The organism is Streptomyces sp. TG1A-8 (assembly GCF_030499535.1).
Taxonomy (GTDB): domain Bacteria; phylum Actinomycetota; class Actinomycetes; order Streptomycetales; family Streptomycetaceae; genus Streptomyces.
Window position 1 is genome coordinate 1,527,063 of the sequence record NZ_JASTLB010000001.1, and the last position, 19,504, is coordinate 1,546,566.

General features: G+C 72.4%; 17 protein-coding genes and 1 pseudogene. 15 read left to right on the forward strand and 3 right to left on the reverse strand.

The window, feature by feature from the left end:
• Positions 1-20 precede the first annotated feature (20 nt).
• The 10 genes from QQY24_RS06260 to QQY24_RS06305 all read left to right on the forward strand — a co-directional run bounded on the left by QQY24_RS06260 (position 21) and on the right by QQY24_RS06305 (position 10,587).
• Positions 21-1,385 carry an NAD(P)/FAD-dependent oxidoreductase gene (locus tag QQY24_RS06260; RefSeq protein ID WP_301971666.1) on the forward strand — a complete coding sequence of 455 codons (1,365 nt, stop codon included), beginning with the start codon at positions 21-23 and terminating at the stop codon, positions 1,383-1,385.
• 26 nt (positions 1,386-1,411) lie between these two features.
• On the forward strand, positions 1,412-2,080 hold the full coding sequence (locus tag QQY24_RS06265) for a dTMP kinase (protein WP_301971667.1): 669 nt from the start codon (positions 1,412-1,414) through the stop codon (positions 2,078-2,080).
• Positions 2,077-2,958, forward strand: coding sequence for a glycosyltransferase family 2 protein (locus QQY24_RS06270; protein ID WP_301971668.1), 882 nt, complete (start codon positions 2,077-2,079; stop codon positions 2,956-2,958). Before QQY24_RS06265 ends, QQY24_RS06270 begins: the two co-directional genes overlap by 4 nt.
• Positions 2,955-4,106, forward strand: a complete 1,152-nt coding sequence (locus QQY24_RS06275; RefSeq protein ID WP_301971669.1) for a hypothetical protein — start codon at positions 2,955-2,957, stop codon at positions 4,104-4,106. Before QQY24_RS06270 ends, QQY24_RS06275 begins: the two co-directional genes overlap by 4 nt.
• Positions 4,084-5,088 carry a phosphotransferase family protein gene (locus tag QQY24_RS06280; protein WP_301971670.1) on the forward strand — a complete coding sequence of 335 codons (1,005 nt, stop codon included), beginning with the start codon at positions 4,084-4,086 and terminating at the stop codon, positions 5,086-5,088. The genes QQY24_RS06275 and QQY24_RS06280 overlap by 23 nt, the downstream gene beginning before the upstream one ends.
• A 68-nt stretch (positions 5,089-5,156) precedes the next feature.
• Positions 5,157-6,158, forward strand: coding sequence for an NAD(P)-dependent oxidoreductase (locus QQY24_RS06285; protein WP_301971671.1), 1,002 nt, complete (start codon positions 5,157-5,159; stop codon positions 6,156-6,158).
• A 94-nt stretch (positions 6,159-6,252) separates the two neighbouring features.
• Positions 6,253-7,407, forward strand: coding sequence for a radical SAM protein (locus tag QQY24_RS06290; protein WP_301971672.1), 1,155 nt, complete (start codon positions 6,253-6,255; stop codon positions 7,405-7,407).
• 13 nt (positions 7,408-7,420) lie between these two features.
• On the forward strand, positions 7,421-8,392 hold the full coding sequence (locus tag QQY24_RS06295; protein WP_301971673.1) for a hypothetical protein: 972 nt from the start codon (positions 7,421-7,423) through the stop codon (positions 8,390-8,392).
• A gap of 32 nt (positions 8,393-8,424) precedes the next feature.
• Entirely contained in the window at positions 8,425-9,390 is a 966-nt protein-coding gene (locus QQY24_RS06300) for an HEXXH motif-containing putative peptide modification protein (protein ID WP_301971674.1), read from the forward strand.
• 12 nt (positions 9,391-9,402) lie between these two features.
• Complete coding sequence (locus QQY24_RS06305; protein WP_301971675.1) at positions 9,403-10,587, forward strand: phosphotransferase; 1,185 nt, start codon at positions 9,403-9,405, stop codon at positions 10,585-10,587.
• Positions 10,588-10,600: 13 nt separating this feature from the next.
• Here QQY24_RS06305 and QQY24_RS06310 read toward each other — a convergent pair whose 3' ends face one another.
• The gene (locus tag QQY24_RS06310; protein WP_301971676.1) at positions 10,601-11,164 is read right to left on the reverse strand and encodes a histidine phosphatase family protein; all 564 of its coding nucleotides are present in this window, start codon (positions 11,162-11,164) and stop codon (positions 10,601-10,603) included.
• A 144-nt stretch (positions 11,165-11,308) separates the two neighbouring features.
• On the opposite strand from QQY24_RS06310, the gene QQY24_RS06315 reads away from it, so the two are divergent.
• From QQY24_RS06315 to QQY24_RS06335, 5 genes and pseudogenes are all read left to right on the forward strand, one after another.
• Positions 11,309-12,271: a class I SAM-dependent methyltransferase gene (locus QQY24_RS06315; RefSeq protein WP_301971677.1), complete on the forward strand. Its 963-nt coding sequence runs from the start codon at positions 11,309-11,311 to the stop codon at positions 12,269-12,271.
• Entirely contained in the window at positions 12,268-13,884 is a 1,617-nt protein-coding gene (locus tag QQY24_RS06320; RefSeq protein ID WP_301971678.1) for an MBL fold metallo-hydrolase, read from the forward strand. The genes QQY24_RS06315 and QQY24_RS06320 overlap by 4 nt, the downstream gene beginning before the upstream one ends.
• The gene (locus QQY24_RS06325) at positions 13,881-14,528 is read left to right on the forward strand and encodes a 2OG-Fe(II) oxygenase (RefSeq protein ID WP_301971679.1); all 648 of its coding nucleotides are present in this window, start codon (positions 13,881-13,883) and stop codon (positions 14,526-14,528) included. The genes QQY24_RS06320 and QQY24_RS06325 overlap by 4 nt, the downstream gene beginning before the upstream one ends.
• Before the next feature lie 13 nt (positions 14,529-14,541).
• Positions 14,542-15,539 (forward strand): annotated as a pseudogene (locus QQY24_RS06330) (aldo/keto reductase family protein).
• Positions 15,540-16,728: 1,189 nt separating this feature from the next.
• A complete protein-coding gene (locus QQY24_RS06335) occupies positions 16,729-17,091 on the forward strand; it encodes a helix-turn-helix transcriptional regulator (RefSeq protein WP_301971680.1) in 363 nt (120 codons plus the stop codon).
• Between the two features lie 972 nt (positions 17,092-18,063).
• On the opposite strand, the gene QQY24_RS06340 is transcribed toward QQY24_RS06335, so the two are convergent.
• Both QQY24_RS06340 and QQY24_RS06345 read right to left on the reverse strand, forming a co-directional pair.
• Positions 18,064-18,600 (reverse strand): TetR family transcriptional regulator, encoded by a 537-nt coding sequence (locus QQY24_RS06340; protein ID WP_301971681.1) that lies wholly within the window; start codon positions 18,598-18,600, stop codon positions 18,064-18,066.
• A 34-nt stretch (positions 18,601-18,634) separates the two neighbouring features.
• Positions 18,635-19,492: an SDR family NAD(P)-dependent oxidoreductase gene (locus QQY24_RS06345; protein WP_301971682.1), complete on the reverse strand. Its 858-nt coding sequence runs from the start codon at positions 19,490-19,492 to the stop codon at positions 18,635-18,637.
• Between the last annotated feature and the right edge of the window lie 12 nt (positions 19,493-19,504).

Below are 19,504 nucleotides of genomic sequence, written 5' to 3' on the forward strand. Positions count from 1 at the left end.
GCACTGTGAGGTGGCCCGTCATGCTCAACGCATCCTCCTGGACGCTCCGTCCGGATCACGAAGTGCGAACCGACGTGCTGATCCTCGGCGGCGGCCTCGCCGGACTGGCCGCGGGTTCCGTGCTGGGTGACGACGCCGTCGTGATCGAGGCGCAGGACCGCCCCGGTGGACTGGTCCGCACCGAGCGCATCGGCGACTACTGGTTCGACCACGTCATCCACCTGCTCTACTTCAGTCATCCGGACGTCGAAGCCCGCGTCACGGACCTGCTCGGCGACGTGCTCCGCCCCTGCCCGCCGGTCGCCTGGGTGGAGACCGCCGAGGGGGCCGCCCGGTTCCCCCTCCAGCTGAACCTGTCGGGTCTGCCCGCCGACGTGCGCGCCGCGTGCATCGACGACATGCGCGCCGCGCACGCGGAGCCACGGCGCGCGGAAACCTACGAGGACGTGCTGCTCGGGGCGTTCGGCCGCACCCTGTGCGAGTTGTTCTTCTTCCCGTACAACCGCAAGCAGTGGCGGCGTCCGCTCAGCAGCCTGTCGGCCGACGGTTTCCACTGGAACCTCACCCGGCCCAGCATCGCGGATGTGGAAGCCGGGGCGAACTCGGCGCGGACGGTGTCGGGTTACAACGCCCGCGGCTGGTACCCGAGGCCCGCCGGCCACGGCACGCGCGGCATGGAGGTGCTGTCCCGGGCGCTGGCCGGGCAGGTGGCGGACCTGCGGCTGGGGCACACGGTCATCGCCGTCGACCCCGGGGCGCGGACCGTGCGGACCCGCTCCCGCGAGGGCATCACCGACTTCCGCTACACCCGCGACTGCGTCTCGACGCTGCCCCTGCCCACCACGGTCGGCCTGTGCCGGCAGGCACCGGCCGACCTCGTGGAACGGTGCCGGGCCCTGCCGCGCAACCGCGTCCGCTCGGTCGCCCTCGCGGTCCACGGCCCCCGCCCGGAGCACACCGGCCACTGGCGGTACTACACGCGCGAAGACGTGCCCTTCACCCGTCTCGTCTTCATGACGGAGTTCGACCCCGCCATGGCCCCGCCCGACGGCTGGGGCCTGCTGGCCGAGGTGGTCGAGCCCTCCGAGGACCCGCCGGGCAGCGACAGCGAGCTGATCGAGCAGGTGGTGCGGGGCGTCGGCGCGGTGGGCCTGCTGACCCCGGACAGCCGGGTCGTGGCCTCGCGCGTGCTCACCTGCGACCCCGCCTACGTCGTCTTCACCGACGCCGGCCGCGCGACCGCCGCCGAAGCCGCGCGGTTCCTCACCTCCCGCGGGCTGACCCTCCTGGGCCGGTACGGCACCTGGGAGTACTCCTCCATGTCCCAGGTCATGCAGGAAGCGTTCGCCTGGGCGGCGGACCGGTCGGCCCTGCGGGCGACATGAACCGAACAGCAGACAGGGAGACCCCCGTGCCCAGCCCCACCGACCACTGCTTCCTCGCCCTGGAAGGCGTCGACGGATCCGGCAAGACGACCACCGCCCGGCTCATCGCCGAATACGTGCGGTCCCAGGGACACCCGCTGTCCCGCATCGGCCAGCACTCCTGGCTCGACCCGCAGGCCGCCCGCCTCATCATCGACGTCCGTGAGAACCGGCCGCACCGGCACACCCGTCAGGACATCACCGACGCGTACTTCCGCGACAAGCGACTGCAGGCCGAGTCGGTCGGCGACCTGCTGCGCCACCGCAGCGTCCTGTCGGACCGGTACGTCTTCAGCGACGCGGCCTACCTGGAGGTGCTCTACGGCATCCCGGCCCGCGAGACCCTCGACCGGCACCACGCCCACGGCACGCTCCTGCCCGACCTGATCATCTATCTGGACGTACCGGTCGACACCGCGGCCGACCGTGTCGTCGCACGCGGCAAGAGCATGCGGCACTACGAGAACAGCTACACCCTCGACAAGGTGAGCCGGGTCTACCGCTCCCTGCTGCTGGATGACCCGCCGCCCTACCTGCCGCCCGTCCACGTCTTCCACAACACCGCCGGCGCCCACGAGGACAGCCGCCTCCTCGACCTCTTCGGCGCGGTCGGCCGGCGGTTCGCACCCCGCCGCAAGCTGGCGGAGGCCTCGTGAACCGCCTCGACGTCGTCATCCCCTGCCACAACAGCGCGCACTGCGTGGGCCGTCAGCTGGCGGCCCTCGGCCGCCAGCGCACGGCGGTCGACTGGGGCCTCGTCATCGTCGACGACGGATCCGACGACGACCTCGCCGCGGTGGTGAGCGCCCACGCATCACGGTTGCCGGACGTACGCATCATCAACCGGCCCCGACGCGGCGGGACGGGCGCCGCCCGCAACACCGGCGCCCGGGCCGCCACCGCGGAGGGACTGCTGTTCCTGGACGCCGACGACGAGATCGCCGACGGCTACCTCGACGCGATGGCCGCGGCACTCGCGGAAGCGGACCTGGTCACCGCCCGGATCGACTACCAGCGCCTCAATCCGCCCACGGTGCTGCGCCGCACCCCCGCGGACCAGCTGTGCGACGTACTGACCGTCAGCCTGTTCAAGGCCCACGTCCTCGGCGGCCTCATGGGCATGTCCCGCGAACTCTTCGACCGGCTCGGCGGCTTCGACGAGAGCCTGCCCGCACTCGCCGACGTCGACATCTCCTGGCGCGCGCAGCTCGCCGGGCACACGATCGGCGTCGCCGACACGGTCGTGTCGGTCAGCGTGCGCGGCACCCACCGCGGCCGGCTGCGCCGCGGCCGGTTCCAGGGCCGCGACGCGGTGGCCCTGCGGGCGAAGCACGCCCCCTACGGGGCCCGGCCCCTGGGCTGGGCGGCTCACCTGGCGGACTGGCTGGCCCTGCCCGCGCAGGTGGCACGCGCCGGACGCCCGGCGGCCCTGTCCGCCCTGGTGTGGGAGCTCGGCTGGCAGACCGGCGTACTGGGCGCCCTCCTCGCCGGCGCCTCCCGCGTACCCGTGCCGTCCGTACCGGAGACGTCATGATCCAGCTGTCCCGGGGACTCAACCCGCACGAGACCGCCGTGGCCGAACCCGTCGGGTCCGGCGAGGCCCCCTTCTCGCTCCTGCACGGCAGCCCGTCCTACATCAACGTCCTGGACGCGCTGGGCGCCTGGGAGGCGGTCGGTGCGCTGCGGCGGCACACCGGCACCGCGGCCTGCGCCTCGTTCAAGCACACCTCCCCGGCGGGCATCGCGCTCGGGCTCCCCTTCGCACCGGGCGACGCCGGTTTCCACGACGCCGGGCCCCTGCCGACGGACTCCCTCGGCCGGGCGGTGGTCCGGGCCCGGCACACCGCGCCGAAGTGTTCCTACGGCGATTTCGTCGCGGTGTCGGAGCCGGTCACGGCGCAGACGCACCTGTTCGGCAACGCCATCGGCGTCATCGCCCCGGACTTCTCCCCCGAGGCGCTGGCGGAGCTGTCCCGCTTCAACGGCGGCCGGTTCATCGTGCTGCGCGGCACCCCGGCCGGAACGCGGCCGACCGGGAACGGGCCCGCCCGGGAGGTGCTGGAGACGGCGGGACTCCGGCTGACGCGCTCGGTGGCGCCGCTGCCCGGATTCGCGGGAGGCCTGCGGACCGAATGCGGCCCGCCCGGCCGGCCGGACGACCTCGCCGTGGCGGTGACGGCGGTCAGGCACGCGCAGTCCAACGCCATGGCCTTCGTGGTGGACGGCACCACGATCGGCCTGGGCATGGGCCAGCAGAACCGCTTGGACTGCACCCGCCTCGCCGCCGCCCGGGCCCGCACCTGGCAGCGCCGCCACCATCCGGACGTGCTCGGCCTGCGGTTCCGGGAGGACGTGGGGGCGGCGGAACGCGCGGTGTGGCGCGCGCGCCTCGCCGAGGGCGACCTGACGGCCTCGGTCCGTACGCGGTTCGCCGAAGTCCTGCTCGACGCCGCGGACGCCGACCTGGCACCCGACTGGAGCCGGACCCCACCGCTCACCGGGGTGACCCTGGCCGCCGACAACCACTTCCCGTTCGTCGAGGTCGTCGAACTCGCGGCCCGCCTGGGCGTCACCCAGCTGGTCACGCCCAGCGGGTCGACCGACGCGGTCGCCCTGCGCGACGCCTGCGAGCGGCACGGGATGAGCTGGGTCGTGACCGGTGAACGCTTCTTCCGGCACTGAGGACGGGGCCGCACGGCCGTGGCGCCTGCCGGGCTGGCGGGCCCGGACGGCCGCGGTCGTCGATGCGCACCTGGCCGCGGGGGGCCTGCGGCGCACCGGACCCGTCGAGGACGTCAAACGATGGACGCTGTCGGCGGTGGTGCGCTGCACGACCACGGGCGGCGTCGTGTTCCACAAGCAGTCCCTGCCGTCCCTGGCGCACGAGGGCCGGGTGCTGTCCGCGCTGGCACGGCAGCGGCCCGGGCTCGTGCCCGAGGTCGTCGCTCCCGCGCCGTCCCACCAGGGCTGGTGCACCCGTGAGGTGCGCCTGCGGCCGGGAACGGACCTTCCGCACGCCGCACGCGGCCTGGCCCTGGCCGAACTCGGCGTGGTGCAGCGCGACTGGCTGGGCCGGACGGCCGAACTCGCCTCCCTGGGCTGCTGGTCGCGTACCCCGGACGCCCTGGCCCAGTGGGTGCCGCTCGCGCTGCGCGACGACCTGTTCGGCCCCGGCTCCGGTCTGCCGGACGCGCTGTCCGCACAGGAGCAGCGGCGGCTGGCCGACGCGTGCGCCCGGCTGCCCGCACTGTGCGCCGCGCTTGCCGGGGCCCCGCCCGGCGGCACCCTCGTGCACGGTGACCTCCATCCGGGCAACTGGGGCGTGGCGCGCGCGACCGGCCGGACGGTGCTGCTGGACTGGGCGGAGGCCAGCATCGGCCATCCGTTCCTGGACGTGGCGCCGGCCTTGAGGAGCTGCCCCGATCCCGCCGCCGGATCCCGCGCGCTCGACCGGTACTTCGCGAGCTGGTCGCCGTTGCTCTCCCGTGCGGAGTGCCATGAGGTGTGGCGGATCGCCGAGCCGGTCGCCGTGTTCAACCAGATCGTCACCTACGCGCGCCTCTTCGACGAGACGGAGCCGGAGGAGCGGGCGGGCTGGGCACCGCGGCTGCTGTGGTGGGCGAGAAGGCTCCCGCGGACCGTCGGAACCGACGCACCCCCTTGACACTCCCCCGCCCGCAACACCGTCCTCGACGGTCATTTCCCCCGTCCCACCACGAAGGAGACGCTGACATGTGGTCCCCCACTGCGACGGCCGCGCCCGTCCTCGTCACCGGCGGCGCCGGCTTCATCGGCAGCCGCCTCGTGCGATCGCTCGCCGCCGCGGGTCACCGCGTCCGGGTCCTGGACGACCTGACGACAGGACGGCCGGAGTCGGTCGAGAAGGTCCGCGGGGTCACCCTCGTGCGGGGCAGCGTGCTGGACGCGGACACGGTGGCCGAGGCCGCCCGCGGCACCGGGCTCGTCCTGCACCTCGCCGGCGTCGTCGGCATGCGGCTCGCCGCGGCACAGGCCGGACACGCCCATGCCGTGGGGCGGCAGGGGACCGCGAACGTCCTGGCCCGCTCCGGTGACGCCCCCGTCGTCCTGGTGTCCAGCTCCGCCGTCTACGGGCTCAGCGACAGCTCCGCCGACCTGCGCGAGGACGTGCCCGTGGACCGGTCCGTCCCGGTCGCGTACGACGGCGGGGCCCCGGGGTACGCGACCGGCAAGTGGGAAATGGAGCGACTGGGGCTGCAGGCCGCCCACCGGCGGCCCGTGCTGGTGGTGCGGCCCTTCAACGTCGTCGGGCCGGGGCAGCTCGGCCGCTACGGCATGGTCCTGCCGACCTTCTTCCGGCAGGCCACGGCCGGGGTGCCGCTGACCGTCCACGGAGACGGCACGCAGCGCCGCTGCTTCACCGACGTCGACCAGTTCACCCGCCGGCTGCTCGACCTCGTCGCCCGCGACGCCGCGTGGCGTCCCGCCGGGAACGTCTTCAACATCGGCTCCACCACCGAGACGTCCATCGGGGACCTGGCCCGCCTGGTCCTCGACGCCACCGGCAGCACGGCCGGGGTCGTCCACGTGCCCTACGAGTCGGTCTTCCCGGGCCGCACCGACGTGACCGGACGTGTGCCCCGGCTGGACCGGCTGACGGAAGCGGTCGGGCCGACCGACTGGCTCCCGGCCGCCTCACTGGTCCGCAAGACGGCGGAGGCGTGGGGGGTCGGCCCGCTGACCGCCGCGCGGTGACGTGCGGGTTCACGCAAGAAGAACCGTAATTCGTTGACGCGTGTTCGCGATCACGAGAATCTTCCACAGACATGCAACACGGAGGAGCTGCACCATGGAACTGCAGTTGCCGGCTCCCGGGGAAACCATATTGGCCATGCTCAAACTCCCCGGAGAAATGTGCAATATCAACTGCCATTACTGCTACGAGCGGCGCAAGCCCTATCCCAACGCCCTGATGCTGACGCCCGAGGTGCTGCGGAAATTCCTCGCCCTGTGCGGCGGAAGGCCGCTGGCGATCGAACTGCACGGTGGCGAGCCCCTCCTGGTCGGCCGTCGCAGAATGGGCCACCTCTTCGCCGAACTGCGGCGGTACGAAGGTCCGGTGACCGTCTCGATGCAGACCAACGGCATCCTCCTCGACAACGCCTGGCTCGACTTCTTCGACAGGGAATGGCCGGACATCGAGATCGGGATCAGCCTGGACGGCGACGAGCGGGGCAACGCGCACCGCGTCGACTTCAGGGACCGTCCCACCTATCCCAAGGTCGTCAGGGCACTCGACCTGATGGCGGCCCGGGGACGCGATGTCGGCGTGATCGCCGTGGTCACCCGCCACATCCTCGGCCGCGCCGCGGACGTGCTGGACTCGCTCAGCGCGTTCGAGGCCGTGAAGGTGATCAAACTCTCCGGCTGCCTCGACTTCAACGTGAAGACCAAGGACTACCGGACCGCCAACCACAAGTCGCTGCAGATCCTCAATCCCGACGGCGTCGGCATGCCCGGCTGGGCGACGACCCCCGACGAGTACGCCGACTTCCTGATCGAGGCGTTCGAGCACTGGTCGACGACCCGCTCCTACGGTGCCTACGTGCTGGAACCGTTCTTCAGCATCATCCGGTCCCTGTCCGGACTGCCCACCAGCTACACGAGCTTCAGCGACCGCAAGGAACCCTTCGTGGTGACGCTCTACCCCGATGGACGCATCGGCAGCTCCGACGAGCTGAGCATGCCCGGCGCCCTGCTCGGCTCCGTGGACACCGCGACCGGGATGGACGAGTTGCTCACCCTGGACAGCAATCCGGGGCTGCGTACCGACCTGTCCGCCCTGCTTGCCAAGTGCGCGGGCTGCTCGCACGTGGCGTCCTGCCGCGGCGGCGCCCTCCCCGACCGGCTCCGCTTCGAGGGGACCGGCTTCGAGGAGGAGTACTGCGACCACCGACGCAAGGTCATCGACCACGTTGCCGCGGCGCTGCCGGCCGCGGCCTGAGAGGGGAAGACCGATGTTCCTCCTCCCCGTCATCGACGAGGACGAAACCGAGAACCGCTTCTGGAACGCCTCCCTCGACGGCCGTGCCATCCACTCCTTCCTGCTGTGGGTCGAACCGCACAGCAACGCCTGGGCCCGCCGCGCGGACACCCCGGGCGGTGGGGCGGCGGGCGTTCCCGACGGGGGCACGCCCGACGCCCTCGGCCGCGCCCTCGTCGGGATGGCCGGCGACCCGGCCGTCGGACTCGCCCCCGAATCGGCGTCCGCCGCACTGCTGCCGTTGGACGACGGTCCCCGGGTCGCCGTCCTCGACTGCGCGGCCGAGGACGGCGTCCTGCGGCTCCGGCCGTCCGGACCCGACGGCCGCGAGGCGGTCACCGACGCCGCACGGGTGCTGCGCGGCGTCGGCCTCCGCTACGTCATCGACCTCGCCGTCGGGGCGATCGTGCTCGGTGACGTGTCCGGGACGGCAGCACTCGCCGGCGTGTGCGACGTGGCCCGGCTGAGCGTGCCGGAGCCGGATGCGGACCCGGTGGCGCTCGCCGAGGAGCTGCTGCGCGAGGGCGCCCGGTCCTGGATGGCCCAGTGGCTGCGCACCGAGGAGACCGTGGGCGTCCGCTCCGCCCCGCTGCCCGGGACCGACCGGGACTGGCTCTCCGGCATCCTGGCCGACTGCTTCGCCTTCCAGCTCCACGACCGGCTCGCGGCCCGGCGGCCGCAGGGCACGGCCGCGCACTCCGCCCGGCGCGGCCAGGAGATCTACGACCGGCTCCGCGCCGTACGGGACGAACTGCCCGGCCGCGTCGGCGCGACGGTCGGCATGGGCATCGTCGCCGAACTCGTCGCGACCTCCTACCCCTGCTGGAACCGGCGGCAGTTCGCCGTGAAGTCCCCCTTCGACTACATCCGTGAGATCAGGCCGTTGACGGACGCCGAGAAGACGGAGCACCTGACGCGGTGGGCCACCCCCCTCGCCGTACGCTGACCGCCCCGCTTCGGAAAGACTGGGAAACCATCATGATCGATACCGACACGCCCACCGGAGTGCTGCAGGCCGACATCACCGCGCGGCTGGTGGCGCACCGCTCCGGACGCGCGCGCACGCTCCTCACCACGCTGCGGAGCCTCGCGCCGGCCGCGGACCTCGGCGGCGTGGACGGCACCGTGGACGCCTTCGACAACGCCGTCCTGCACCACGCCTTCCAGCAGGCGCGGATCGCCGCGCGCACCCGTGACGCGGGCCGGGCCCGGCTGGCGGTGCAGCTGTGGCAGAACCGGGCGGCTCTGCGCGCCCGGGCCGTACCCACCGCGGTCGGGCCGGTCATGGTGGTGCGGGCCGCGGACTGCGACGCCGTGGACGACGACCGTCTGGGCAGCCAGATGTACCTGCTGGGCACGCCGGCCGATGAGGACGCGGCGCGAAGGGAGCGGATCGCACGGACCCTGAACGAGGCCGTGGACGCCGCGCTCGCGGTCGGCAGCGAGGTGCTGCGCTCCTCCACCGCCGTCGTGATCTGGACCGAGGCCGTACCGCTCGGCGCGACCTGCCGCAGCTACACGTTCGACTTCCTGCCCGGCACCGTCGTCCTGAACTGGACCGAGGAGCCGTTGCGCCTGGGCGAGACCCTCGTGCACGAGGCGACGCACTCCTGGCTGAACGAGTCCCTGCAGTCGGAGGGCGTCGTCTTCGAGGAGGGCGGCCCCCGCTTCCACTCACCGTGGAAGAACGAGGACCGTCCGGTGTTCGGCATCGTGCACGCGGCTCTCGCCTTCGCGAACGTCATCCACTACCTCGCGCGCATCCAGCCGGCACCCGACGACACCTCCCACCTCGCCGCCGTCCTGCGCCGGCGTCTGGAGGTGGAGCTCGAGTCCCTGGAGACCGGCCGCGCCTCGGCCCTGGAGTGCTTCGGCCACGTGCGCAGCGACCGTCTCCGCGCCTACCTGCGGGCCGCCGTCGCCGACGCGCGGCGCGCCGTCTGAGCGGCGGCCGCGGTGCCTGGCCCGCCCTACCGTCACTCGGGTGCCGTTCCCGATCTCAGCGCCGGCGAACTGCGCGAGCCCGTGCGGGCGCTGCTCGCCGATCCCGCGGCCGTCGTGCGGGACTTCCGTTGCGAACCGATCCGCTACGACAGCTGGAGCAGGGCGAGCGAGGGGCTGTACGTGGTGCGCGGCACCGCCTCGTCCGGAGGCCGCGCGGCCGTGTGGGAACTCGTGCTCAAGCAGGTCGGGTACCACCCCTGGACGCCCGGCCGGGAGGATCTGGCACGTCAGATCGATGACGGGGGAGACGGCCCGGCGGACTGGTCCTACTGGCGTCGCGAGGCCCTGGCCCTGGCCTCGCCGCTGCTGGGTGCCGCCGGCGGCCGTTTCGCCGCCGTGCGGTGCCTGGGGACCGTCCCCCTGCCTGGGGACCGGCTCCGCCTGTGGCTGGAGCGCGTCGGAGGAACGCCCGGTGAGGCGTGGACGGCCGGCGACCTGCTCGACACGGCCGAGTGCCTCGGCGGGTTCCACGCCCGCTCACTGCGGTCACGACCCGCGCACCGGCCGTGGTGGTGCCGGCCGTTCGTGGAACAGGCCGCTCTGCAGGGGCGGTTCGCCCTGATCGAGCGGGTCGCGGAGGCATCCAGGAGCGTCGATCCCGCGGTGCGCCGGCTCTTCCCGCCGACGACCGTCGCGGCGCTGCGGGAGCTGTCACGCCGTCACGACGGGGCCGTACGGACCCTGCGGTCGCTGCCGGCGGGCCTGGTGCACCGGGACCTGACGCCCCGGAACCTGTTCCGGAGCGGGATGCGCACGACGGCGATCGACTGGGGGCAGGTGGGCCTGGGACCGGCCGGTGAAGACCTGGCCACCCTCGTGCTGTCGTCGGCGGTCGCCGCGGACCTGGGGCCCGAGGACACGTCCGCCCTGGCTGCCGCGGCCACCGCCCGCCACCGCGCGGGGATGGCGGCGGAGGGCGCGCCGTGCGATCCGCAGGCCGTCACCCTCGCCTTCCGTCTCGTGGCGGCCTACCACTTCGGGCTCCCCCTGGTCCGGGTCGCCGATCGGCTGCTCGCCCGGGACCGGACGTCCCGGAACGAGGCGGCCGACGCCCCGGACACTCGGCGGCGCGTGGCCGTCATGACGGCCCTGCTGGAGGACGCCCAGCCGGATCTGCGGGCCGCGAAAGGGAGGTGAAGGTGCCGCAGGATCAGGCGGTGTGCGTCGGACGCATCCCCGTCATGGACAGGCCGCCGCGCTCCACCCGTAGCCGGTACCAGCCGCCGCGTCCCACGACCTCGGGCAGCTCGCAGCCGTGGGCCGCCGCCATGTGCACCAGGACGGCGGGGATGGCGTCACCGTGGGAGCAGGCGACCACGTGACCGCCCCGGTGGCGGGCCGCGATCTCCACCAGGGCACCGGTGACGCGGCCGGCCGCCCAGGCGCCGCCGAGCGACGGGCCGATCGGTTCGAAGACCCCCCGGGTCCATGCGGCGGGCTCGGCGAACCCCCGGGCCTCGCGCAGGCGCTGCTCCTCCAGCACCGGTGTCCCGTTGACCGCCGCCAGCGGGGCGACGGACTGGCGGCAGCGCAGTGCGGGGCTGCTGTACACGGCGTCGACTCCGGCGCCGAACACCTCGCCCAGGACCGCGGCCTGGCGCGTCCCCCTCTCGCTGAGCGGACGCAGATCGTCGTCACCGCTCCACGTCTCGCGGGGTGAGGAGGCGCAATGGGGAACCAGGTCCAGCACGATGGTGCACGAATCAGTGAACATGGCGCGCATCATGCCCAAGCCGGTCGGGACTTTCCAGCAATCAGCGGTTATCCGCAAAACCGTTGACCACGGCGATCCGGTGCACCCAGCCTGAACGCAGGAAAGAGCGCGGGGCGGAAACGTTCCGCAAGCTACGGAGTCGGTATGGAATTGGTCGACGCAACCTCTCGGGGAATCGCCCGGGAATTCCTCGTGCACGGTGCCCCGTACCTGTGGCCGGGCCTGCCCGAGATCGCCGGTATGGCACCGGAGCGCATCGCGGCGCTGCCTGCCCTGCCCTACGGCGACCCGGTGTTCAGCGCCCGCCTGCTACGGGAGCAGACCGACACCACGACGACGGACTCCTCTCGTCCTCCCCTCGTCATCGAGCGTCAACTCGCTTGGCTGAAGGCGGCACTGCCGGACTGGCGGGCCGGCCGCGTACACCACCCGCTGTGCGGGCCGGGGCACTACACGGCCGCCCTGCGCCGCCACGGCATGACCTCCTACGTCGGCGTCGACATGAGCCCCGCCGTCGTGGCACACGCCCGGCGCAGTTTCGCCGGGCAGGACGACGTCGACTTCCTGCGGGGAGACGCGTCGGACACGGCCCTGCTGCCGGCGGGCCGCACCTGCGACACCCTGCTGCTCACCTATGACGCGGCCAATTTCTTCCCGCCGCGGGCACGGCAGTCCCTCCTCGGCCCACTCGTGCGGCAGCTGCGTCCGGGCGGCACCGCGGTCCTGGACCTGCGCCTCGCCGAGGACGGCACCGCCGGGTTCGACGAGGGGCGCCGAGTGCACCACCGGCCTCGCGGATCGGTCTTCCGGGACGGTCCCCACCTGCTGCTCAGCGAGGCGTTCGCGGCCGGCGGCGGCGCGCTGCTGGGGCACCGGATCATCGCGGTGGGCGACGGGCCCGACCCCGGACCGCCCGAGGTCTTCCACTCCGTGCTGCACGTGCCGACCGCCGAACAGCTCACCGCCCAGCTCGCCGCCGTGGGGCTCGACGTGTGCGTGCGGGGCAGGCCGTTCGCCGATTCGGCCGACCCGAACCTCGCCCGGCACCTCGTCGTGGCACGCAAACGGCGCACCACCCCCCGCTCCCCCGAACGGAGACAGCCATGAAGATCACGTTCCTGGGGCACGCCGGTGCGCTGGTGGAGGCCGACGGCGTGAAACTGGTCTGCGATCCGTGGTTCTCCACCGGCGGAGCCTTCCTGTCGGGCTGGCACCAGCTCCCCGACAACAGTCCGTACGCGCCGCTCACGCGCGGCGCGACCCACGTGTACGTCTCGCACGACCACCAGGACCACTTCGACGCCGAGGTGCTGAACGCGCTCGACCCGTCCGTCACCCTCTTGATGCCCGCCTACCCGCTGCCGAGCTGGAAGCGGCTCATCGGCGCGTTGCGCGGTCCGGCCCCGGTCCTGCTGGGAGACCGGGAGGTCTTCCGGGCCGGCCCCCTGCGATTGCGCCTGCTCCACTCCCCCACCCCCCGGCACCAGGACTCGGCCCTGGTCATCGAGGACACCTCGACCGGCGAGGTCGTGGTCAACCTCAACGACTGCCAGGTCGACCGCGACCAGCTGCTCGCCATCCGCCGGCTCCACCCGCGCATCGACGTCGTCATGGCCCAGTTCTCGGGCGCGACGTGGTTCCCCTTCGCCTATTCCTTCCCCGAGCGGGACCGGGTGGAGGCCGCGAAGCGCAAGAAGGTCAATTCCATGCGCCGCTGGACCCGCTACATGCGGGCCCTCGATCCGCGCCGCGCCGTCGCGTTCGCCGGCCCGCCCGCCCTGCTCGACCCGGAACTCGCCGGGCACTTCTTCGCCGAGTCCTCCGTGTTCACCACCCCGCCGGAACTGCTGGCCTGGCTGCGGCACGAGCACCCGGACCTCGCCGAGCGCACGGTGGCTCCGCTGCCGGGCGACGAACTCGATGTCTTCACGGGTGTCTCCCGGCCGAATCCGAAGATCCGGGAGGAGTTCGACTGGGCGGACCTGCCGGCCTACACGGCGGACTACGCCCGCAGGCGGGCTCCCGCCATCGCCGAGGTGCTCGCGGCCCGTCCGGAGCCGCGAAGCAGCCTCTACGACGATTTCGCCGCCCACTTCGCCGCGCTGTTCGCGGCGGGCGGGAGCCTGTGCCGCGCCGTCGACGCCGTCGTCGCCTTCGACGTGCGCGGCCGCGGCGGAGGGTTCTGGCTCGTCGACTTTCGTTCCCTGCGGGTCCGGGAGGGGAGCGGGCCGGAGACGGACCCGCACGACTACCGGTTCACCCTGTCGTCCCGGTTCCTGCCGGACATCCTCAACGGTGACACGAGCTGGGAGGAGTTCTTCTTCTCCTTCCGCTTCCAGGCCTGGCGGCCCGGCATCGCGGCCTACAACGAGGAACTCATGTCGGTGCTGCGCTGCAGTTCGCCCGGGGACCTGGCCGCGTACCTCGACCAGTCGGCACCCGACCGCGCCCGCGAACCCGGCACCTTCCGGCTGGGGACCGCCACGGGGACCTACCTGGTCCCCGATGCCTGCCCCCACCTGGGCGCGCGGCTCGGACCACAGGACTACGACCCGGAACTGCAATCGATCGTCTGCCCGCAGCACGGCTGGCGCTTCGCCCTCCCCGGCGGCGCCTGTTCCAACGGCCGGGCGCGGCTCGACGTCACGCCGGTGGACACGGCCCCGGACACCGTGCAAGGGGCTCCCCGGCACCCCTCAGAGAGGCAGGAACAGAAGTGATCGACTTCGCGGCCATGGAACGGCAGCTGCACGCGGCGCACGAGCCCTGTTTGCGCGCCGACCCGTTCCCGCACTACGTCTGGGACGGGCTCCTCCCGCCGGCGGCGCTGCGCGCCGCCGCGGACGCCTTCCCGGACACCTCCGCGATGACGGCCAAGCCGGGCATTGCCCGGTGGCACTCCCAGGACCGCACCCTGGCGGGTCCCGCCCTGCGGGACCTGTGCGCGGCACTGCTCGGTGACGACCTCGCGGCGTTCCTGGCCAGGGTGACGGGAGTCGCCGGCCTGCGCACGGAGCCGGACGGGGACTGGGGCAGCTACCGGCTCGCGGGCCACGGCGCCGTCCACCATGCCCACGTCGGCTCCAACCGCCATCCGGACACCGGCCGCCTGCGCCGGTACTCGCTGTTCACCTACCTCACCGAAGGCTGGGGCCCCGGGGACGGCGGGTGGCTGGAACTGGGCGAGCCGGTGGCCAGACGGCCGGCGACGAGGATCCTGCCCGCGTTCAACCGCAGTGTCCTCATCGAAACGACGGCCCGTTCCCTGCACGGTGTCTCCGCCGTGCTGGCGCCGGCTCCCGTCACCCGCAAGACCGTCACCGTGCACTTCTGGACCGATCCCGCTCAGGACGCGGCCGCGTGAGGGGAGGCGCACGGTGAAGCACCGCCGCCTGGGCCGCAGCGGTCTGCACGTCAGCGAGCTGGCCTACGGGAACTGGATCACCCACGGCGGGCAGATCGATGCCGACGAGGCCGTCGCCTGCATCCGCACCGCGCTGGAATGCGGCATCACCAGTTTCGACACGGCGGACGGTTACGCGTTCGGCGCGGGTGAGGAGATCCTCGGCCGTGCTCTCGCGGGCGAGCGCCGTTCCAGCGTCGAGATCTTCACCAAGGTGTACTGGCCGGTCGGTCCCGGACCGAACGACCGGGGGCTGTCGCGCAAGCACATCCTGGAGACGATCGAGGTTTCGCTGCGCCGGCTGGGCACGGACTACGTCGACCTGTACCAAGCCCACCGTTTCGACCACGGCACCCCGTTGGAAGAGACGATGACCGCCTTCGCCGACGTCGTCCGCTCGGGCAAGGCCCTCTACATCGGCGTCTCGGAGTGGCGGGCGGAGGAGATCCGCGCCGCGCAGGCCCTCGCCCGTGAGCTGCGGGTGCCGCTGGTGTCCAACCAGTGCCGCTACTCGGCCCTGCACCGCGTGGTGGAGGCCGAGGTGATTCCGGCCTGCCGCGACCTGGGACTGAGCCAGCTCGCGTTCTCCCCCTGGCCCAGGGGGTCCTCACGGGCAAGTACGTGCCGGGCCGGCCACCGCCGCCCGGGTCGCGCGCCACGGACACCAAGGGGTTCGGGGGGCACTTCATGGAGAAGGTGCTGCGCCAGGACGTCCTCGGCCGGGTACGGGACCTGCTGCCCCTGGCCGACCAGGCCGGTGTCCCCCTGCCCGTCCTGGCCCTGTCCTGGGTCCTGCGCGAACCGAACGTGGCGAGCGCGGTGATCGGGGCCAGCAGACCCGAACAGATCACCGCCAACGCCGTCGCCTGCGACGTCACCCTGGACGACGATCTGAAGTCTGCCATCGACGCCGTCCTCGCCCCCGTGGTGCTCAAGGACCCGGCCCTCACCAGCAGCCCGAAGGAGCGCTGAGCCGAGCGCCCGTCCTTTCCGTCCCACGGCCGGGGGCCCTCCGCAGCAGGAGCGGCCCCCTCGGCCGTGGGACGGACGCGTCGTCGGCCGCCGCCCCGCCCCGCGGGCGCCGGGGGGGGCGAGGGAGGGATCCGATCCCGCCTCGCCGCACCAGTGCGGCGGCAAGCCGAGCGGAACGCCCTGCTCCGGCAGGAACCCCAGCAACTGCCGCGCGCCCTCCCACGGCCGCCGCGAGAGGGCAACGGGCCCGCACCGTCTGGGTGTCCCCCTATCCCGCCATGCGGGATAGGGGGTCCCGTTCCTCGGTCAGGTGCGCCCGGGACCGTGCTGGGGAGGGGGAAGCCGAAGGGACCGGGCGGACGGGTCCGGCGGTGGCGACGACCGAGGTCATCAGCGCCGGCGGGAGACCGTGCGCGGCCGCCCCCGCCGACTGTCCGGGCCGGGCCGGGCAGTCGGCGGGTACGGACGCGGTACGGGTGCCCGGCTTGCCCGCGCCCGTTCCCGGGACGCAGACCCCCGCACCCTTCATCCCCACTGCAACCCAACACCTTGTTGTATTCCCTAGTCATGAAACGGTTTCAGCCGTCCTCAACACATCTCTCGATGGTTGATTTTGTACCTTTACTTGCCCACCTGCCCCTTTTGGGGAAAGTTCGTTATCAAGGCATAGCACCCCATGGATGCTATTTCATCCCCCGGCATGCTGACGTTGACCAGCTCAGTCAAGTCATGTCAGCATCTTGTTGAAACGCTGTTGAGTCATAAATTGAATTTCATTCGAAAGCTGTACCCGTCGACCTCAGATGGGGGACACTCTCGAAGAGGGAAGCAAAACGATGTACCCCATCAGCCTTTCGGTCGCAGACGCAGGATCCGCACGTCAGCTCCACGTAATATTTTTACACCCATCCCCCAAGCCGAACATGACGAAAATCAAAGTTGGTCAAGTTCGAACCAAAAATCCACACGAAGGGATGTGGCACACCCCTTCGTTGGCGAGCAGACCCGCCACCCGCACCGCGACTGGTTGTCCGGTTGTGATTTCGGCCGTTCTGACGGTGTACGACCGGGCTTTTGACCGAAGTCGCCCTTCACGGTCAAGGACCGCGGGCGCTTCCCGGGGCGTCGACGCCGCCCGTCGCGCAACATGGCCGATCACACCAAATAGGGGAATTTCATGCACACTCCAATGAATCCCGCATCCCTGGGCCGTGAGGGCGTTCGGACGGCTGGGAGTGAGCAGGGCCGCGTACCACGCAGGACGAGCCTCGAGGACCGGCTCGCCGCCGCGATGCCGCTGGACGAACGCCAGCGGAGGCTCGTCGCGCTGCTTCTGGCCGGACACACGGACGCCAGTGCTGCCGGCCGGCTCGGCGTCAGCCCCCGTACGGTGACGAACATCCTGCGCTCGCTCATGGACCGGCTCGGCGTGGACAACCGCTTCCAGTTAGGGGTGGCCCTCGGCAGCCGCATGCGCATCCCCGACCGGGCGGACCGGCGGGGTGCGGGGGGCAGGCGTCCCGGCCACGGGCTGGTGCGTGACAGCGGATAGGGCTGCGCTTCCCGGTACGGGCAGCCGGCCGTCCCCGACCCTGATCCCGGGCACGGGCCGTGCACCTTGGGCCAGGCGTAGTCGATGGCCTCGGGCGTGCTCGCCCGCGGGCGACCGGGCTGCGCCGCCCGAGGAGGGAGTGGCGCCGGACGGTGTGGGGGCGGTGCAACCGGCGGAAGGGGTCCGTGCGGACCCGCGCTCGGTGCCCCAGGGCCCCAGGGCCCGTCGGGCCCTGGGGCCCTTCGTCTGCAGGTCGCGTCGAACGGCCCGGCGGGCACTGTCGCGTGGCTGACCGGTGGGCTGGTTTTCCGGTGGATCAGGCTGGGAGGGGTCGTTCGCGAGGGGGCGCCGCCGCCGTACAGCGGGTGCGGGGGCACTGCCGGTGCCGCCGAGGCACCCGTGGCCAAGGCCCGGCGGTCGTCCAGCCGGTACAGCGAATTCCGGCGTGGAACGCTGTGGTACGTCATGTGGCGCGGTCCGGGACAGCGGCGCGCGTGCGGTGCATCAGGGCGCGAACACCGCCGACCGCGCGTTCGGCACGACTTCGCTCCTTGCGGACAGTCAGCCCGGAAGTGAACGCGGCGCAGCACCGGGTGCGGAACCCGGGAGGAGCGCCGCGCCGCTGGCCGGAGCGGCTTCGCGCGCCGACGTCGTCCTCCGGCCCGGTGGAAAGGGCTGCGGGCGGAAGGGGACCGGGCGTGACTCGGCAGGGGCGCTCTGGCGTCCGTTCAACGGGTGCGCGGACCTCACTGCGGGTCCGGCCGGCCCGGCCTAGGTCCACGCTGGCCCCGCCGTTCCCTGCGGGACGGGGCCTCGGATTCCTGTTGGTCCTGCGCCGGCCGCCGTCCTGCGGCGAGGACGTCCGGCTCCCGGACCCGTGCCGGGCCGACGCGGTGGGCGGGGCCCATCGAGAACGTGTCCGTTCGTTCCGCGGGCGCGACGCCGGGTCCGCGGTCAGCGCTCGGTGCCCTTTCACACGACCTGAACGAGTCGCTCGACACTCGCCCGGACCCAGGCTCGCCGGTCCTCGCGGTTTGAGGGACGTGCGCCCAGCATGGCCAGCGCCACCACCATGTCCAGCAGGTCGGCGGCGGGGACGAGCGGGTTCACGCGGCGCCGGGCCTGCTCCGCCACCACCGCGTCGCACTTGCGCCGTTGGGAGTCCACGACCGCGGCGGGTGGTGCCGCGTCCCCCCGCTCCAGTTCGAACCACGAGGTCAGGCGCACAACCGCCGGGTTCCGGCTGACATAGTCGTACAGAGCCTCCGCGTACCCCGGAAGGTCGTCCGCGGAGAAGGGCACCGCGTCCACGGCCCGGGTCACCAGCTCATCGTGCACGGTGTCGAAAAGCTGCTCCTTACTGCCGAAATAGGTGTACAAAAGGCCTTTGCCGCATCCAGCCCGCGCCACGATCCGGTCGACCCGGGCACCGGAGATACCGTGTTCGGAAAACTCCGCCGCAGCAGCTGCGATGATGCATCTCTTGGTTTCTTCGACGCTACGGGCCACGAGGCCAGATTAGCGAACGACGGCGCGATCCCCTCTACCAGGACAGGTCGGCCCCCGCCACACCGTCCTCGGCGTCGGTGGACAGGCTCAACGAGCGCCAGCGCGCGTCGTTCTCGTCACGGGCCCTGGCCGCGGCACTCGCATAGGCGACCGCGTCGCTTCCCAGGAGGAGCCGCAGAGGCGGCTCCTCCAGTCCCGCGACGCTGACGATGGCCCGCGCGGCCTTGGCCGGGTCACCGGGTTCCCGTCCGCTGTTGGCGCCCAGCGCATCGGCGACGGCGCCCACGGTCGCCTGGTACTCGGGCCGAATCCGGCCGACCACGCGCGAGGAACCGTTGTAGTCGGTGCGGAGTCCGCCGGGTTCCACGATGGTGACCCTGATCCCGAATGGCGCCACTTCATTGGCCAGGGCTTCGGACATCCCCTCCACGGCCCATTTCATCGCCTGGTGGACGCCGAATCCCGGCGCGCCGACCCGCCCCCCGACGGAACCGATCTGGATGATGTGCCCGGAGCCCTGCCCGCGCAGCAGCGGGACCGCCGCGCGGGACACGCTGAGCGTGCCGTACAGGATGGTGTCGACCTGGCTGCGGAAGTCCTCGTCGGTCACGTCCTCGATGGGCGCGATGCTCCCGTACCCGGCGTTGTTCACGACCACATCGACCCGGCCGAAGTGCTCGACCGCAGTGCGCAGGGCACTCGCGGCAGCACCCGGCTCCGTGACGTCGAGCCGGACGGGGAGCACACGGTCGCCGCCGACGGCGACCAGGTCCTCGACCTGCTCGGGTCGCCGGGCGGTGGCGACCACGGAGTCACCGACGGCGAGGGCGGCCTCGACGAGACGGCGCCCGAGCCCCCGGGAGGTGCCGGTGATGAACCAAGTACGTGCCAACGTGACCACTCT

Excerpts from the sequence above, each read along its gene's own strand:
- QQY24_RS06260 (WP_301971666.1), top strand. The coding sequence starts at position 21 with ATGCTCAACGCATCCTCCTGGACGCTCCGTCCGGATCACGAAGTGCGA.
- QQY24_RS06275 (WP_301971669.1), top strand. The coding sequence starts at position 2,955 with ATGATCCAGCTGTCCCGGGGACTCAACCCGCACGAGACCGCCGTGGCC.
- QQY24_RS06285 (WP_301971671.1), top strand. The coding sequence starts at position 5,157 with ATGTGGTCCCCCACTGCGACGGCCGCGCCCGTCCTCGTCACCGGCGGC.
- QQY24_RS06290 (WP_301971672.1), top strand. The coding sequence starts at position 6,253 with ATGGAACTGCAGTTGCCGGCTCCCGGGGAAACCATATTGGCCATGCTC.
- QQY24_RS06295 (WP_301971673.1), top strand. The coding sequence starts at position 7,421 with ATGTTCCTCCTCCCCGTCATCGACGAGGACGAAACCGAGAACCGCTTC.
- QQY24_RS06300 (WP_301971674.1), top strand. The coding sequence starts at position 8,425 with ATGATCGATACCGACACGCCCACCGGAGTGCTGCAGGCCGACATCACC.
- QQY24_RS06310 (WP_301971676.1), bottom strand. The coding sequence starts at position 11,164 with ATGTTCACTGATTCGTGCACCATCGTGCTGGACCTGGTTCCCCATTGC.
- QQY24_RS06315 (WP_301971677.1), top strand. The coding sequence starts at position 11,309 with ATGGAATTGGTCGACGCAACCTCTCGGGGAATCGCCCGGGAATTCCTC.
- QQY24_RS06320 (WP_301971678.1), top strand. The coding sequence starts at position 12,268 with ATGAAGATCACGTTCCTGGGGCACGCCGGTGCGCTGGTGGAGGCCGAC.
- QQY24_RS06335 (WP_301971680.1), top strand. The coding sequence starts at position 16,729 with ATGAATCCCGCATCCCTGGGCCGTGAGGGCGTTCGGACGGCTGGGAGT.